This is a genomic window from Nonomuraea roseoviolacea subsp. carminata, from assembly GCF_024172185.1.
In the GTDB taxonomy this organism is placed as follows: Bacteria; Actinomycetota; Actinomycetes; order Streptosporangiales; family Streptosporangiaceae; genus Nonomuraea; species Nonomuraea roseoviolacea.
This window is the reverse complement of record NZ_JAMZEC010000001.1, coordinates 4,044,016-4,059,714: the sequence shown is the minus strand read 5'-3', so window position 1 is coordinate 4,059,714 and position 15,699 is coordinate 4,044,016. Positions and strand designations below refer to the sequence as shown.

Below are 15,699 nucleotides of genomic sequence, written 5' to 3'. Positions count from 1 at the left end.
TTCGGTAGCGATACCTCTACAGAGTTGGCAGTTCTGGTTGAGCAGGAACCCGAGGTGCACTAATGTCCAGCGACGATGTCACCCGCGCGACCCCCGCGTGGAGACGCGCCCAATCCCCGCAGGGGGAGCCGGGGACCCGCCGGTGGCGAGCTCTCGAGTGCCACCACCTGGGGTGAATCCGAGCACCACGCTCGGTAGGGCTGCTCCGGCCCGAACCCGTCAGCTAACCCGGTAGGCGTCGATGAGAGGAGCTGGTCGGTGAAGCGCACGCGCGGTCGCGGAAGGACGAGGGCGGGCCGGCATGCCCGCCCCCCGAAACGGGCTCTGCTGAGCCGTTTCGCCGTCCTGAGCGCCGCCGTGGTGGCGCTCTCCTTCGTGATCCCGTCCGGGGCCGCCACCGCCAAGCCCAAGCCCTCCCTGGAGGAGCTGTCCAAGCAGGTCGAGGCGATGCACACCGAGATCGAGACCCTCAGTGAGCAGTACAACGGCCAGCGCGAGAAGCTCAAGAACGCCCGCAGGACGGCCGAGCAGGCCAAGAAGGTGCTGGCCACCAGCGAGGCCGACCTCGCCGCCAAGCGCTCGCGCACCCGGCAGCTCGCCCAGCAGGAGTACATGACGGGCGGGCTCGGCCACGCCCTCGCGATGATGGGCGCCGACGACCCCGACGGCTTCCTCGACCGGGCCGCGACCAGCTACGCGCTGCAGCAGGAGGCGGGCGCCGAGGTCAACCAGGTCGTCGCGGCCATGGAGCAGGCCAGGAAGGCCAAGGACGAGGCCAAGGCCCACATCGACGAGGTCGAGAAGCTCGTCAGCGACCTCGACACCAAGCGGGACAAGATCGTCGATCTGGTCGCCAAGGTGGAGAGCAACCTGTTCAGGCGGGCGATCGGCGAGGCGGGCCGGCCCGGCACGCGGGCCCAGCGCGTCGCCCTGCCGATCGCGGGCGAGGGCAAGGCCGCCGCGGCCGCCAGGTGGGCCCTCTCGCAGCAGCTCAAGCCGTACGTGTGGGGCGCCGAGGGGCCGAGCTCGTACGACTGCTCAGGTCTGGTCATGGCCGCCTACCGGCGGGTCGGCATCTCGCTGCCGCACTACACCGGCAGCCAGTGGACCGCCGGCCGGCACATCTCCAGGGACGAGCTGCGCCCCGGCGACCTGGTCTTCTTCTACGGCGACCTGCACCACGTCGGCATCTACATCGGCGGAAACATGATGGTCCACGCGCCGCGCACGGGTGACGTCGTCAGGGTGGCGTCGCTGGTCAACCGGCCGTTCGTGGGCGCCGTCCGCGTCGCCGACTGAGCCGTCCGCACGTCCACGCGCGCGGACGGGGTCAGATGAGCTGGCGGCGGGCGGCCCACGCCACGGCCTCGATGGCCGTGGCGACCCCGATACGGTCGCAGATGCCGCGCAGCCGGCGGCGTACGGTGCGCCCGCTGATGTCGAGGCGTCTGCCCACCCGATCGACGGTGACTCCCTTGGCAAGCTCCGCCAGCAAGGCTAGATCGGCGTGGCTAAGCTCAACCTGATCGGTGAGCACATCCATCGGGAGCCCTCCCCCCAACAGCAGTCTCGGAGTCGTCGTCGGCCCGTGCAAAGCTGTTCGCTCCGCAGACGTTAAACGCATACGGGAAAGGCCGTCAAGCGCGATATTCGTGGCACTTGACGGCCGCCATTGACTTGATCCGTCGTATGTGGGGGACTCGGCGGATGTCGGCACTTCGGGGCACGCTGCGCGATCACAGCAGCCCTTACAGGGCCTCACAAAGGTTCCTGACGCGGTCGCCGGGCGGCGTATTTCGTCCGGCACGATCCCGCAATTGCGTGCGACCCGTACTCGGGACGCCTTTCCGCGCCCGCCGCGGGACGTCAGCCCGCCGTCCGTGCGAGGTCGTCCCGCCGCCGGGCGCGGCGGGACGACGGGAAGGCCGTCAGCGGTTGGGCTTGACCAGCGGGAAGAGGATGGTCTCGCGGATGTTCTTGCCGGTGAACGCCATGATCATGCGGTCGATGCCGGCGCCCATGCCACCGGTCGGCGGCATCGCGTACTCCAGCGCCTGCAGGAAGTCCTCGTCGAGCTGCATGGCCTCCGGGTCGCCGCCCGCGGCCAGCAGCGACTGCTCGACCAGGCGGCGGCGCTGCTCGATCGGGTCGATGAGCTCGGAGTAGGCGGTGCCCAGCTCGGTGCCGAACCCGATGAGGTCCCACTTCTCGGTCAGCAGCGGGTTGTCGCGGTGCTGACGGGTCAGCGGCGAGGTCTCCAGCGGGTAGTCCATGACGAACGTCGGCTGGATGAGCGTGTGCTCCACCAGCGCCTCGAACAGCTCCTGGACCAGCTTGCCCGGCCCCCACTTGGGGTCGTGGTGGACGTCGTGCTTGTCGGCCAGCTCGCGCAGGCGGCCGATCGGCGTCTCGGTGGTGATCTCCTCGCCCACCGCCTCGGACACGGCGCCGTACAGGGTGACGCGCGGCCACTCGGGGATGCCGAGGTCGACCTCGACGCCGTCGTGCACGACCACCGAGGTGCCCAGCGCCGCGACCACGGCCTTCTGGTACATCCGCTGGGTCAGGTCGGCCATGTCGTTGTAGTCGAGGTAGGTGCCGTACGCCTCGAGCATGGTGAACTCGGGGTTGTGCGTGGAGTCGGCGCCCTCGTTGCGGAAGTTGCGGTTGACCTCGAAGACCTTCTCGATGCCGCCGACGACCAGCCGCTTGAGGTAGAGCTCGATCGCGATGCGAAGGTAGAGCTCCATGTCGTAGGCGTTGATGTGGGTCTTGAACGGCCGGGCCGCCGCGCCGCCGTGGATCGGCTGGAGCATGGGCGTCTCGACCTCGAGGTAGCCCTCCTCGTGCCAGAAGTCGCGCACCGCGCGCACGGTGGCGCTGCGGATGCGGGCCATCTCGCGGGCCTCGTCGTTGACGATGAGGTCGACGTAGCGCTGACGGACCCGCGCCTCCGGGTCGGTGAGGCCGACGTGCTTCTCCGGCAGCGGGCGCAGGCACTTGGAGGTGATCTGCCAGCTCTCGACCATGATTGACAGCTCGCCGCGGCGGGAGGTGATCACCTCGCCGGTCACGCCCACGTGGTCGCCCAGGTCGACGTCGCGCTTCCAGGCGGCCAGCGACTCCTCGCCGACGCGGTCCAGCGAGATCATCACCTGGAGGTCGCCGCTGCCGTCGCGGAGCGTGGCGAAGCAGAGTTTCCCGCCGATCCGGTTGAGCATGACGCGGCCCGCGACCCCGACCTGCTCACCGGTCGCGGTGTCGGGCTCCAGGCCCTCGTGTGTCGCCCTGACCTCGGCGTTGGTCGCCGTGCGCGGGAAGCTCACCGGATAGGGGTCGACGCCCTCGCTGCGAAGGCGGTCGAGCTTCTCCCTCCGGATGCGCATCTGCTCGGGAAGTTCGTCGCTCACAGCATCAAAGAGTAGGGGATATGGCGAACTGCAAGGGCTCGTCGGCTCGTTGCAGTTGCACTGCAACGCCTCTGCAAGACCTCCGCGTTACCCATGACCCAAGAGCTCAGGGGGGGCCTGGCAGGGAGCCGGCCCTGGGAGAGAGCTCAGGGAGAGATCATGATCAAGCAGATCGCGACCGGTGTCCTGGCCGCCGCGGCGACCGCCGCCCTCGCGCTGTCGATGTCGCCGGCGGCGAGCGCCACCACCGCCTCCGCGGCGCACCGCGACAGCGACTCCTGGGGCCCGGTGTTCTCGCGCGACCACCTCGCCAAGGCCGACGGCTGGATCAACGTCGACTGGGACGAGGACCAGGAGTCCAACACCGTGGACGTCAGGGGCCGGCTCTTCGACCTGGACGACCGCGACTACGACGAGGGCGGCAAGTGCGCGTACGTGAAGTTCGAGTCCAGCGACTTCGACCACGACTGGTCGCCGGTCTACAGCAGGAAGTACTGCGGCTTCCCCGGCTTCAAGCGGTTCAGCTTCCACACCGAGGACTCCTCCAGCGTGCGGGTGAAGGTCTGCCAGGTCGGCGAGCACGGCTCGTACCAGACCAAGTGCGGCCGCTGGGAGTACATCTACACCGCCGAGGACGAGTAGCCGGCGCCCGGCGCCACCCACGCGAGCGGCCCCCTTCCCGAGCGGGGGGCCGCTCGTCCGCGTCCGCCGCCCGTCAGGCGGTGTTGCGGTTGTAGATGAGCCTCAGGCCGATGAGGGTCAGCCACGGCTCGTGCACGTCGATGGAGCGCGACTCGCTGACCACGAGCGCCGCGTGGCCGCCGGTGGCGACCACGGTCACGTCGTCGGGGTCGTCGGCCAGCTCGGCCGCCATCCGCTCGACGATGCCGTCCACCTGGCCGGCGAAGCCGTAGATGATGCCCGCCTGGAGCGCCTCGACGGTGTTCTTGGCGATGACCGAGCGGGGGCGGACCAGCTCGACCTTGTGCAACTGGGCGCCGGCCGCCGCCAGCGCGTCGACGGAGATCTCGATGCCGGGCGCGGTGACGGCCCCGACGTACTCGCCCTTGGCCGACACCGCGTCGAACGAGGTCGCGGTGCCGAAGTCGACGATGATGCAGGGGCCGCCGTACTGGTCGATGGCGGCGAGCGCGTTGACGATGCGGTCGCTGCCGACCTCCTTGGGGTTGTCCATACGCACCGGCACGCCGGTGCGTACCCCCGGCTCCACGATCACGGCCGTCACGTCGCCGTAGTAGCGCCGGCACATCTCGCGCATCTCGTTGAGCACGCTGGGGACCGTGGAACAGATCGCGATGCCGCTGATGTCGGCGCCCTTGAGCAGGGGCGACTGCGCGAGCAGCCCCTGCAGGACGACCGCGATCTCGTCGGCGGTGCGGCGCGCGTCGGTGGCGAGCCGCCAGTGCTCGATCACGTCCTCACCCTCGAACAGACCGAGCACCGTGTGCGTGTTGCCGACGTCGATCGTGAGCAGCATCCGTTTACCCCCGTAGGTCCAGTGCGATGTCCAGGGCCGGCGCCGAATGGGTGAGCGCTCCCACCGCAAGGTAGTCCACGCCAGTTTCGGCCACGTGCCGCGCCGATTCCAACGTCAGGCCGCCGCTAGCCTCCAGCTTCACCTGGCCGCGCTCCATCGTTCGATCCGTGCTCGTCTGATTACTCGCCTCACTCGTGTTACTCGTCTGATTTTGAACTATTTGTACGGCTTTGGCGATCTCCTCGACGCTGAAGTTGTCGAGCAGGATCTCCTGGGCGCCCTCCCGCAGCACCGGCTCGATCTGGTCCAGGCGGTCCACCTCCACCTCGATCACCAGGTCCGGGTACCGCTCGCGGACCGCGCGGAACGCCTCGGCCACGCCGCCCGCGGCCACCACGTGGTTGTCCTTGATCAGGGCCGCGTCCGACAGGGACATCCGGTGGTTGACGCCTCCGCCGCAGCGCACCGCGTACTTCTCCAGCGCCCGCAGGCCCGGCAGCGTCTTGCGGCTGTCGCGCACGCGCGCCCGGGTGCCGCTGACCGCCTCCACCCACCGGGCGGTGAGCGTGGCGATCCCGGACAGGTGGGTGAGCAGGTTCAGCGCGGTGCGCTCGGCCGTCAGCAGGCCCCTGGTCGGGCCCTCCACGCTCATCAGCACGTCGCCCCGCCGCACCCGCTCGCCGTCCTTGGCCCGCCGTTCCGTACGGGTCGCGCCCAGCCGCGCGAACACGGCCTCGGCGGCGGCCAGGCCGGCCACGACGCCGTCGGCGCGGGCCACCACGTCGGCGACCGCGCGGGCGTCCGCCGGGATGGTGGCCAGGCTCGTCACGTCGCCGGCCTCCTGGAGGTCCTCGGCCAGCGCCCGGTCGACCAGCGCGTCGATCTCGTCGGGGTCGAGCCCGGCGGCGGCCAGCTCCTGCGCCAGGCGCGGCGGGAGCCGGTCGGCGTGCGGGGTGTAGGTCATGCTCAGGCCCTCCTCGGTCAGGGTCACGTCCAGGTGGCCCAGCCATTCGTCGTCGTCGCGGTCGGGGAAGTCCTCGCGCCAGTGGGAGCCGCGCGTCTCCAGCCGGGCGGCGGCCGCGGCGGTGAGCACGGTCGCCACCGTGAGCAGGTTCGTCGCCTCCCACGACTCGGTGCAGGGGGCGACCTCGACCGGGGTCCAGCGGGCGTCGCGCAGCGCCCGGGCCGTGGCGGCCACGGACTCGCGCTCCCGCAGGACGCCGGAGCCGCGGCTCATGTGCGCCTGGACCCGCGCCCGCACCCGGGGGTCCACGAGGCCGGACGGCACCGCGTCACCGGCCGGGGCCGCGACCTCGGGGTCCGAGGCGGACGGGGAGGCGGCGTGGATACGGCGGGTGGCGGCCGTGGCGTGGACGTCCGCGGCGATCCGCTCGGCGAACACCAGGCCCTCCAGCAGCGAGTTGGAGGCCAGCCGGTTGGCGCCGTGGACGCCCGTGCAGGCCACCTCGCCGCACGCGTACAACCCGTCGATGGACGTCCGGCCGGACAGGTCCGTGCGGACGCCGCCGCTGGCGTAGTGCGCGGCCGGGGCGACCGGGATCGGCTCGGTGACCGGGTCGATGCCGTGCTCGCGGCAGGCCGCGAGGATGGTGGGGAAGCGCGTGGCCCACAGGTCGGCGCCGAAGTGCCGGCCGTCCAGGTGGACGTGGTCGCGGCCCGTCCGGCGCATGGTCCGGGTGATGGCCTTGGCGACGACGTCGCGCGGCGCCAGGTCGGCCAGCTCGTGGACGCCCCGCATGAACGCGTTCCCCTCGTGGTCGATCAGGAACGCGCCCTCCCCGCGTACCGCCTCGGAGATGAGCGGCTGCTGGCCCGTGGAGTCCGCGCCGAGCCAGAGCACCGTGGGGTGGAACTGGACGAACTCCAGGTCGCGCACCACCGCGCCGGCCCGCAGCGCGAGGGCCACGCCGTCGCCCGTGGAGACGGCGGGGTTGGTCGTGGCCGCGTACACCTGTCCCATGCCGCCGGTGGCGAGCACCACGGCGCCGGCCCGCACCGCGCCCACGCCGTCGCGCGCGCCCTCGCCCATGACGTGCAGCGTCACGCCGGCCGCCCGGCCCCGCGCGTCCTTGAGCAGGTCGAGGACCAGGGCGTGCTCGATGACCTCGATCGAGGAGGAGGCGCGGACCGCCTCGGCCAGGGCCCGCTGCACCTCGGCGCCGGTCGCGTCGCCGCCCGCGTGGACGATCCGGTCGCGCCGGTGACCGCCCTCGCGGCCGAGCTGGAGGTCGCCGTCCGGGGTCCGGTCGAAGCGCGCGCCGCGCGCCATCAGCCGCCGCAGCGCGCCGGGGCCCTCGGTCACGAGCGTGCGGACGGCCTTGACGTCGCACAGGCCGACACCGGCGACGAGGGTGTCGCTCAGGTGCTCCTCCGGGGTGTCGGCGGGGTCGAGCACGGCCGCGATGCCGCCCTGCGCCCAGCGGGTGGAGCCGGAGGACAGGACGTCCTTGGTGACGACGAGGACCTTGGCGGCGGGGTCGAGCTCGGCGTGGCGCAGCGCCACGGTGAGGCCGGCGACGCCGGAGCCGACGACGACCACGTCAGCCTCGACCTCCCAACCGGGAGCCGGCGCCGTGAGCCGCAGGGGGATCGGCGGGGTACTCATGGGATCTCCTCGCACTGGGCGATTTCGTCAGAATGACGATAACGCCTCGACGGCGATGCACCGCCCGCGGGGTCCCACGAACGCCGGCGGTGCGCGGAAGGGCGTCGTCGGGGGCGGCGGCGCGAACCATGGGGACGCAGAAGCGACGCTCGCGGCTCAGGGAGTCGGGCCCCCGGCGCGGCTCAAGGGCGCGGCAAGCTTGGCGGCGCAAGGGTCGGGGACGCGGAGGCCGGCGGGACGCGGAGGCCCGAGACGCGGAGGCCCGAGACGCGGAGGCCCGAGACGCGGAGGCGTCGGCCGGGGCCGAGCCAGGGCGGCGTCCATGGCGCGGGCGGAGGCGCGGGCCGCCCGGTCACCGTGGGCGGACGGCCTGATCCTCAGACGGCCAGATTCTCAGGCGGTCTGAGCCCCGGAGGTGCCCAGTGTGAGCACCATGTTGTCGATCAGGCGGGTGCTCCCCACCCTGGCGGCGACGGCGAGCACGGCCTCCCCCGCGTAAGCCTCGCCCACAGGGGTGAACGTGGCCGGGTCGACCAGCACGACGTAGTCGAGCGAGATCTCCGAGGCCGCCGCGTCCAGCACGGCCTGGGCCGCGGCGAGGATCCGCGACGGCGCGCTCTCGGCCGCCCCCGCCCGCAGCGACCGCGACAGCGCCAGCGCGGAGCCGCGCTCGGCGTCGGACAGGTAGCGGTTGCGGCTCGACAGGGCCAGGCCGTCGGGCTCGCGGACCGTCGGCGCGCCCACGATCTCGACCGGCACGTCCAGGTCGCGCACCATGCGCCGGATCAGGGCGAGCTGCTGCGCGTCCTTCTGCCCGAAGACGGCCACGTGAGGCTGGACGAGGTTGAACAGCTTGAGCACCACGGTCAGCACGCCGTCGAAGTGGCCCGGACGGCTGGCGCCCTCCACGACCTCGCCCATCGCCCCGGAGGACACGCTGACCTGCCGGTCGGGGCCGTACATGGCCTCGGCGGACGGCGCGAACACCACGTCGACGCCCTCGGCCCGGCACACCTCCAGGTCGGCGTCGAACGTACGGGGATAGCGGGAGAAGTCCTCGCCCGGCCCGAACTGGAGAGGGTTGACGAAGATGCTCACCACGACCCGGTCGGCCCGCGCCCGCGCCTCCCGCATGAGCGAGCGGTGCCCCTCGTGCAGCGCGCCCATGGTCGGCACCAGGGCCACGCGCTCGCCGGCGGCCCATTCGCCGCGGGCCTTGGTCAGGTCGATCCGGTCATCGGCGACGGTCACGTCCATATGTTCCCTCCGAGCGCGTCGAGCAGGCGCTCGGCCTCCTCGGGTTTCAGCAGTCCGGCGGCGAGGGCGCGGTCGGCGGTGAGCCGGGCCAGCGCGACGTAGGCGTCGGCGGCCTCGGGCGCCGCCAGGATGAGCGCGTCGACGTGGCGGCGCACGGTGCCCGCGTCGCCGCGCACGACGGGCCCGGTCAGGCCGGAGATGCCGAGCCTGAGCACGTTGTCGAGGGCCGCCCCGAGCAGCGGCCCGAGCATCCGGCCCGGGTGCTCGACGCCGATGCGCTGGAGCAGTTCGGACGACTCGGCGATGAGCGTGACCATGTGGTTGGCGGCATTGGCCAGGGCCGCGTGGTAGAGGGCCCGGTCGGTGTCGGCGATCCAGACCGGCTCGCCGCCCATCTCGATCACCAGCGCCTCGGCGATGGGCCGCAGCGGGTCGGGGGCGGTCACCCCGAACGAGCAGCCGGTGATGCGGTTGAGGTCGTCGTCGCGGCCCGTGAACGTCATCACGGGGTGCAGCGCGAGCGGCAGCGCCCCGGCCCGCGAGGCCGGCTCCAGGACCGACAGCCCGTACGCGCCGCTGGTGTGGACGAGCAGCTTGCCCCGCAGGTCGACACCTGCCTGGGCGAGACCGGCGACCAGGTCGGGCAGCGTGTCGTCGGGCACCGTGAGCAGGATCAGCTCGCCGGCGGCGACGACCTCGTCGGGCGGCGAGGGCGCGACGCCCAGCCGCTCGGCGGCCCAGCGCTGCGATGCGTCGGAGACCCCGCTGGCGGCGACGATCCGGTGCCCGGCCTGTGCCAGCGCGGCGCCGAGCGCGGAGCCCACCTTGCCTGCTCCCAGCACGCCCACGGCCAGCCGTGCCGGGCGATCGCCTGCGTCCATGCGTTCCCACCCCTGTCGACCTGATGGCCTGCCGACCAGCGTAACGGCCGGGCGTCACTGCCGACGTGACCGGGGTTTTGCCGCATGTTGAGTTAGCGACAATTGGGACAAGGGAAGCTAAATGTGAGCGTATCTCCTGTCGGAAGAGATGAGGAGAGGGTCCACCCGCACGGTCACGGCCACCGGGTCGCCGACCCGACCCGGTGACCGCACCGGTGTGCGAGCCCCTTGGAGGTGCGCGCCCCTGGCCGTCCATCCGCCGACTGGCCGGCCGGGAACCGGAGCTCGGGCAGGCCGCCATTGGCCGCCCGAGCTCCGCACGCCTGAGCGTCACCCAGCGCGCCCGACCCCTCCTCCGTGCCGAACGCGCTCGGCGGCGCGCCATGGACCCGCGTCGAAGCACTAAGCGCATTGGACCCACAGCGGCGTAAGGCAAAGACTAGCGCAAGGGGATGACATAGGGTAGTCGCGCAATGACGGCGCGTGTCATGGGGAGATCATGAAACGGTCCCGTGGTCAGACACCTCCGAGGCGACTCGCGGCCTCGGGCGGGAGGCCCGCGAAGATCACCGCTCGACCGATCTCCCAGTAGGATGTGAGATGTGGCGCAGATCGTGAAGCATGTGCTCGGCCTGCGGCACCACGCGGCGCGAGACACCGGCGACCGGCCATGAGGCGGGGAGGCCGACCGGCGACGGCTGCGGACCCGCCCGCGGCCGACGAGGCCGAGTGGCTCACCTGGCGCGCCGCGATGCAGCGCGCCCTCTACGGCGAGGGCGGCTTCTACCTGCTCGAACGCCCTTCGGGCCACTTCCGCACCTCGGTCAGCGCCAGCTCGGCCTTCGCCGACGCGGTCCTCGCGCTGCTGACCGAGGTGGACGCCGCGCTCGGCCAGCCCGACGTCCTCGACCTCGTCGACATCGGGGCCGGCGAGGGGCTGCTGGTGCGGCACGTGCTGGAGGCGGCCGGGCCGGCGCTGCGCCGGCGGCTGCGCGTCACGGCCGTGGACCTCTCCCCCAGGCCGCTCGGGCTGCCGCTCACGATCGCGTGGGCGGCCGAGCCGCCGCCGGTCGTCACCGGCCTGGCGATCGCCAACGAGTGGCTCGACAACGTCCCGATGGACGTCGCCGAGCAGACCTCGGAGGGCCCGCGCCTGGTCCTGGTGAACACCCGCACCGGCGAGGAGCGGCTCGGCGACCCCGTGAGCCCCGAGGACCGGGCGTGGCTGGACCGCTGGTGGCCGCTGCCCTGCGTGGGCTCGCGCGCCGAGATCGGCCGCCCTCGCGACGCCGCCTGGGCGGCGGTCGTCGGACGGCTGGCGGGCGGGCTCGCGGTCGCGGCGGATTATGCACACCCTGTGGATAACCGTCCGGCTCGGGGCACTCTGACCGGGTACCGCGACGGGGCCGTGGTGGCGCCCATACCCGACGGCACCTGCGACATCACCGCGCACGTCGCGCTCGACGCGTGCGCCGAGGCCGGTGTGCGCGCCGGCGCGATATCCACAACCTTGTCCACACAACGCGCCGCGCTGCGGTCCCTGGGCATCACCGGGACCCGGCCGCCGCTGGAGCTGGCGCGCAGCGATCCGCGGGCCTACCTCCGGGCGCTGGCGCGCGCCTCGGAGGAGGCCGAGCTGATCGACCCGCGCGGGCTGGGCGGCTTCGGCTGGCTCGCCCAGCGCCGCTGAAACGTCACAGTCAGGCCGCGCGCAGGTCCAGCGAGTGCAGCCCGCGGATCACGTACCCCGGCTTCCATGACGGCTCGCTGACGAGCTCCAGCTCGCTCGTCCGGTCCAGCAGCGCGCCGAACGACTCGACCATCTCGATGCGGGCCAGCGGCGCGCCCAGGCAGAAGTGGATGCCCGCGCCGAACGAGATGTGCGGGTTGTCGGCCCGGCCCACGTCGAGCCGGTCCGGATCGGCGAACACCTCGGGGTCGCGGTTGGCCGAGCCGAACAGCAGCGCCACCTCGGCCCCGCGCGGGATGCGCACGCCGTGGACCTCGATGTCCTCCAGCACCCACCGCTCGAAGAGCTGGAGTGGCGTGTCGTAGCGCAGCAGCTCCTCGACCGCCGTGGGCAGCAGCGACCGGTCGGCGCGCAGCCTGGCCAGCTCCTCCGGGTGCCTGAACAGCGACCACCAGCCGTTGCCCGTGCCGTTGACCGTGGCCTCGTGACCGGCGTTGAGCAGCAGCACGCAGGTGCCGGCCAGCTCGTCCTCGGTCAGCTCCTCGATGCCGGCCAGGGCGCTGATCAGGTCGTCGCCGGGGGCGGCGGCGCGCTCGCGGGCCAGCGCCTTCAGGTACGCCTCGAACTCCTCGGCCGCGCGCACCGCGGCGTGCTGCGCCTCCGGCGTGGGGTTCAGCTCGTACATGCCGCACATGTCCGCCGACCAGGGGCGCAGCAGGTGCCGGTCGGACTCGGGGATGCCCAGCATCTCCGCGATGACCGTCACCGGGAGCGGCTCGGCGACCTCGGCGATGAGGTCGCCGCCGCCCTTCTCCACGAACGCGTCCACCAGGCCCCCGGCGATCGCCCGCACCCGGGGGCGCAGCGACTCGACCATGCGCGGCGTGAACGCCTTGGACACGAGCCGCCGCAGCCGCGTGTGCAGCGGCGGCTCGACCTCCAGCATGCCGTTCCTGCTGACCCGCCAGAACGGCTCCTGGAAGTCCGGCTCGGGCCGCCGGCCGAACTCCTCGTGGGTGGCCACGTGCAGGTAGGTCCGGCCCAGGCGGCGGTCCCTGAGCAGGGCGTTCACGTCGGCGTGCCGGGAGATGAGCCACTGGTCGGTGGGCTCGTAGTAGGTCACCGGCGCCGTACGGCGCAGCTCGTCGTAGACGTCGTACGGATGGGCGACGAAAACCGGATTCCGGGGGTCAAAGCGCACTACTGCATCTTAGGAGGCTCCTCCGAGGCGGCGAGCTGCCTGGCGTGACGGCTGCGCATGCGGATGTTCAGGAGTTCCACGATGACGGAGAAAGCCATGGCGAAGTAGATGTAGCCCTTGGAGATGTGCTGGCCGAACCCCTCGGCGATGAGCACCACGCCGATCAGCACGAGGAACGCCAGCGCCAGCATCTTGATGCTCGGGTGCCGGTCCACGAACCGGCTGATCGGCCCCGAGGCGAACAGCATCACCAGCACGGCCACGATCACCGCGGCGATCATCACGCCCAGCTCGTCCACCATGCCCACCGCCGTGATCACCGAGTCGAGCGAGAAGACGACGTCCAGCACCATGATCTGCACGATGACCGAGACGAACGAGGTCGCCGCGCGCTTCTTGCCGTCCTCCTCCTTCAGCTCCATGCTGTGGCCGATCTCGGTGACGCTCTTGGCGAGCAGGAACAGCCCGCCGAGCAGCAGGATCAGGTCACGTCCCGAGATCTCGTGGCCGAACACCTCGAACAGCGGAGCCGTCAGCCGCACCACCCACGACAGCGCCAGCAACAGGAGCAGCCGACTGACCAGCGCCGCCGCGAGACCCATCACGCGGGCCCGGTCGCGCTGCTCGGGCGGGAGCTTGCCGGCCAGGATGGAGATGAAGATGATGTTGTCGATGCCCAGGACGATCTCCAGGGCGACAAGGGTGAAGAACCCTATCCAGATCTGAGGGTCGGCCACCCAGTCCAGCATCTGCTTACCTCCACGTTCGCGCCGGGGTCTGCGGGTTTCCCGGACCAACGACTCAGGGTCCGGGGAAGTTCGCGAGCTTGCGATCGGGTCGGGGGCGTCGGTTATAGTTCGGGACGTAGGTCATGAGTGCCAGCGCCAAGCCCCGGCTCGCTGGCCGGCAACCCTCGCGTCCGCGGCGGGGTGCCCCGGGTGAAGACCTGGTCCGTCACGAGGTGTGGCGGGCAAGCGCGGGCTCCGAGGCTGCTCCAGGGGCCCGATGGCCCTCCAGGAGGTTCGCCTTGTCCACGTTGAGCATCTTCGGCACCGTCCCCGCCCAGTCCGCCGCCGCGCCGGCGCAGCCGCGCGAGCGCCGCCCGATCCCCGCCGTGCTCGGCGCCGACCTGGAGGTGCCGGTCAAGGGCGGGCGCCTCGTCGGGTACGCCAACCTGGACTACGCGGCCAGCGCGCCCTGTCTGGAGCCGGTCAGCGCCGCCGTCACCGCCGCGCTCCCGGCCTACTCCAGCGTCCACCGCGGCGCCGGCTACGCCTCCCAGCTCACCACCGCCCGGTACGAGCAGGCCAGGCACACGGTCCGCGCCTTCGTCGGCGCCCGTCCCGAAGACGCCGTGATCTTCACGCGCAACACCACCGACGCCACCAACCTGCTGGCCGGCTGCCTGCCCGCCGGCGCCACGGCCGTCGTGTTCGACACCGAGCACCACGCCTCGCTGCTGCCGTGGGAGCGGGTGGTGCGGCTCGCGCCGCCCGCGTTCCCCGGCGAGGCGGTCCGCGCGGCCGACGAGGCGCTGGCCGCCCTGGACGGGCCCAAGCTGCTCGTCGTCACGGCCGCCTCGAACGTCACCGGCGAGCTGTGGCCGATCGCGGCGCTGGCGCACATCGCGCACCGCCACGGGGCCCGCATCCTGGTGGACGCCGCCCAGCTCGTGCCGCACCGGCCGCTCAACCTGACCGCGCTCGACCTCGACTACGTGGCCTTCTCGGGCCACAAGTTGTACGCGCCGTTCGGCGCCGGGGTGCTGGTCGGGCGCCGTGACTGGCTGGCGGCGGGCGAGCCGTACCTGAAGGGCGGCGGAGCGGTCCGCTCGGTCGCCCCAGCCGGCTCCGGCGACACCGAGTGGCACGAGGACCCGGAGCCGCGCCACGAGGCCGGCACGCCGAACGTGCTGGGCGCCATCGCGCTGGCCGCCGCCTGCGACGCGCTCACCGCCACGGGCTGGACCGCGCTGGTGCGCGAGGAGGAGCGGCTGATCGCGCGGCTGCGCGCCGGGCTCGCCTCGATCGAGGGCGTACGGGAGCTGTCGCTGTGGGGGCCGGACCACCCGCGGGTGGGCATCGTGTCGTTCACCGTGGACGGGCTCGCGGCGCGCGAGGTCGCCGAGGCGCTGTCGGGCGAGTACGGGATCGGGGTGCGCGACGGGAAGTTCTGCGCGCACCCGTTCGTCCGGCACCTGCTCGGCACCACGGATGGCGGGTGCGAGGACGGCACCGCGTCGGCGGTGCGGGCCTCCGTCGGGATCGGCACCACGGAGGAGCACGTGGACCGCCTCGTCGCCGCCCTCCGCGACCTGGCGGCCCGCGGCACCACCGCCTGAGCGCGTCCCCTCTTCGCTCAGCGGTTGGGCGGCTTGCGGGTGGGGTGCTCCTCGGAGAAGAGGGCGTCGATGTCGCTCATGTCCTCCTCGTTGAGGTCCCCGGGACGGCGTCCCTGGTCACCGTAGGGGTGCCGGGGCGTCGTGTCCTCCGCCGCCGGGCCACCCGGGTCCCCTGGAGCCGCGCTCCTGTGCATGGGCTGCGTCGGCTCGGCCGGAGGTGCCGCGGGTTCGGCCGGAGGTGTCGCGGCTTCCGCTGGAGCTGGTGGGGCCTTCGGCACGGCCGGGATCGGCCCCCGGTACATGGGCTCCGTCGGGGCCGTCTTCGGGGCCTTTGCCTTGCCCGCGCCGGCGGGAGCGACGGCCGCCTCCTTCTGGGTGCGGCGACGCCGGTACCAGCCGGACAGCACCGCGTCGACGCCGATCCGCCCGCCTCCCAGCGCGAGCAGCAGCACACAGGTCGCCGCCAGGGCGCCCACGAACTCCCAGCCGCCGGTCTTGCTGGAGATCCCGTGCCCCACGTGGACGAAGGCGAAGGCGCCTCCGAGCACGACGAGGAGCGCGAGCGACCCCAGCCGCACCGCCAGGCCGATGATCAGTAGGATGCCCCCCAGGGTCTCGGCCATGGTCGCGTACGCGGCGGCGAGCTGGGGCAGCGGCACGCCACTCTGGGTGAACATCTTGGACGTGGCACCCAAACCGGCCTGCCACTTCTGCAATCCCGAAGCCACGAAGATGACGCCGATCAGGACGCGCGAGATCAACGCGGCTACATCGAACACGATTCTCTTCATGGGA

Annotated in this window: 13 protein-coding genes and 2 riboswitches; of the genes, 4 read left to right on the top strand and 9 right to left on the bottom strand. The window is 72.3% G+C overall.

Annotated features, from left to right (window positions below):
• The first annotated feature begins 96 nt into the window (after positions 1–96).
• Positions 97–253, top strand: a riboswitch (cyclic di-AMP (ydaO/yuaA leader).
• Positions 254–258: 5 nt separating this feature from the next.
• On the top strand, positions 259–1,299 hold the full coding sequence (locus tag HD595_RS45910) for a C40 family peptidase (RefSeq protein ID WP_308211185.1): 1,041 nt from the start codon (positions 259–261) through the stop codon (positions 1,297–1,299).
• Positions 1,300–1,330: 31 nt separating this feature from the next.
• On the opposite strand, the gene HD595_RS19000 is transcribed toward HD595_RS45910, so the two are convergent.
• Together HD595_RS19000 and lysX are read right to left on the bottom strand one after the other, a co-directional pair.
• Positions 1,331–1,543, bottom strand: coding sequence for a LuxR C-terminal-related transcriptional regulator (locus HD595_RS19000; protein ID WP_175603236.1), 213 nt, complete (start codon positions 1,541–1,543; stop codon positions 1,331–1,333).
• Positions 1,544–1,928: 385 nt separating this feature from the next.
• Positions 1,929–3,410, bottom strand: coding sequence for a bifunctional lysylphosphatidylglycerol synthetase/lysine--tRNA ligase LysX (gene lysX / locus HD595_RS18995; protein ID WP_308211184.1), 1,482 nt, complete (start codon positions 3,408–3,410; stop codon positions 1,929–1,931).
• Between the two features lie 159 nt (positions 3,411–3,569).
• Here lysX and HD595_RS18990 point away from each other — a divergent pair, with 159 nt between their 5' ends.
• Complete coding sequence (locus HD595_RS18990) at positions 3,570–4,052, top strand: hypothetical protein (protein ID WP_253770841.1); 483 nt, start codon at positions 3,570–3,572, stop codon at positions 4,050–4,052.
• A gap of 73 nt (positions 4,053–4,125) precedes the next feature.
• Here HD595_RS18990 and HD595_RS18985 read toward each other — a convergent pair whose 3' ends face one another.
• From HD595_RS18985 to HD595_RS18970, 4 genes are all read right to left on the bottom strand, one after another.
• Positions 4,126–4,908, bottom strand: coding sequence for a type III pantothenate kinase (locus HD595_RS18985; protein ID WP_175603234.1), 783 nt, complete (start codon positions 4,906–4,908; stop codon positions 4,126–4,128).
• A gap of 4 nt (positions 4,909–4,912) precedes the next feature.
• A complete protein-coding gene (locus tag HD595_RS18980; protein ID WP_253770838.1) occupies positions 4,913–7,534 on the bottom strand; it encodes an L-aspartate oxidase in 2,622 nt (873 codons plus the stop codon).
• 393 nt (positions 7,535–7,927) lie between these two features.
• On the bottom strand, positions 7,928–8,791 hold the full coding sequence (panC, locus tag HD595_RS18975; protein ID WP_253770835.1) for a pantoate--beta-alanine ligase: 864 nt from the start codon (positions 8,789–8,791) through the stop codon (positions 7,928–7,930).
• Positions 8,782–9,672, bottom strand: a complete 891-nt coding sequence (locus tag HD595_RS18970) for a Rossmann-like and DUF2520 domain-containing protein (RefSeq protein WP_253770833.1) — start codon at positions 9,670–9,672, stop codon at positions 8,782–8,784. The genes panC and HD595_RS18970 overlap by 10 nt, the downstream gene beginning before the upstream one ends.
• 670 nt (positions 9,673–10,342) lie before the next feature.
• On the opposite strand from HD595_RS18970, the gene HD595_RS18965 reads away from it, so the two are divergent.
• Complete coding sequence (locus HD595_RS18965) at positions 10,343–11,362, top strand: SAM-dependent methyltransferase (RefSeq protein WP_253770831.1); 1,020 nt, start codon at positions 10,343–10,345, stop codon at positions 11,360–11,362.
• Positions 11,363–11,372: 10 nt separating this feature from the next.
• On the opposite strand, the gene HD595_RS18960 is transcribed toward HD595_RS18965, so the two are convergent.
• Positions 11,373–12,563: a cytochrome P450 gene (locus HD595_RS18960; RefSeq protein ID WP_253770829.1), complete on the bottom strand. Its 1,191-nt coding sequence runs from the start codon at positions 12,561–12,563 to the stop codon at positions 11,373–11,375.
• Positions 12,563–13,312 carry a TerC family protein gene (locus HD595_RS18955; protein ID WP_253770826.1) on the bottom strand — a complete coding sequence of 250 codons (750 nt, stop codon included), beginning with the start codon at positions 13,310–13,312 and terminating at the stop codon, positions 12,563–12,565. Before HD595_RS18955 ends, HD595_RS18960 begins: the two co-directional genes overlap by 1 nt.
• Before the next feature lie 118 nt (positions 13,313–13,430).
• Positions 13,431–13,546, top strand: a riboswitch (SAM riboswitch).
• Between the two features lie 44 nt (positions 13,547–13,590).
• Between HD595_RS18955 and HD595_RS18950 the strand changes: the two genes are divergently transcribed.
• Positions 13,591–14,904, top strand: coding sequence for an aminotransferase class V-fold PLP-dependent enzyme (locus HD595_RS18950; RefSeq protein WP_301309539.1), 1,314 nt, complete (start codon positions 13,591–13,593; stop codon positions 14,902–14,904).
• A 17-nt stretch (positions 14,905–14,921) separates the two neighbouring features.
• Here the strand turns inward: HD595_RS18950 and HD595_RS18945 are convergent, their stop codons facing one another.
• Positions 14,922–15,695, bottom strand: a complete 774-nt coding sequence (locus tag HD595_RS18945) for a DoxX family protein (protein WP_253770824.1) — start codon at positions 15,693–15,695, stop codon at positions 14,922–14,924.
• Between the last annotated feature and the right edge of the window lie 4 nt (positions 15,696–15,699).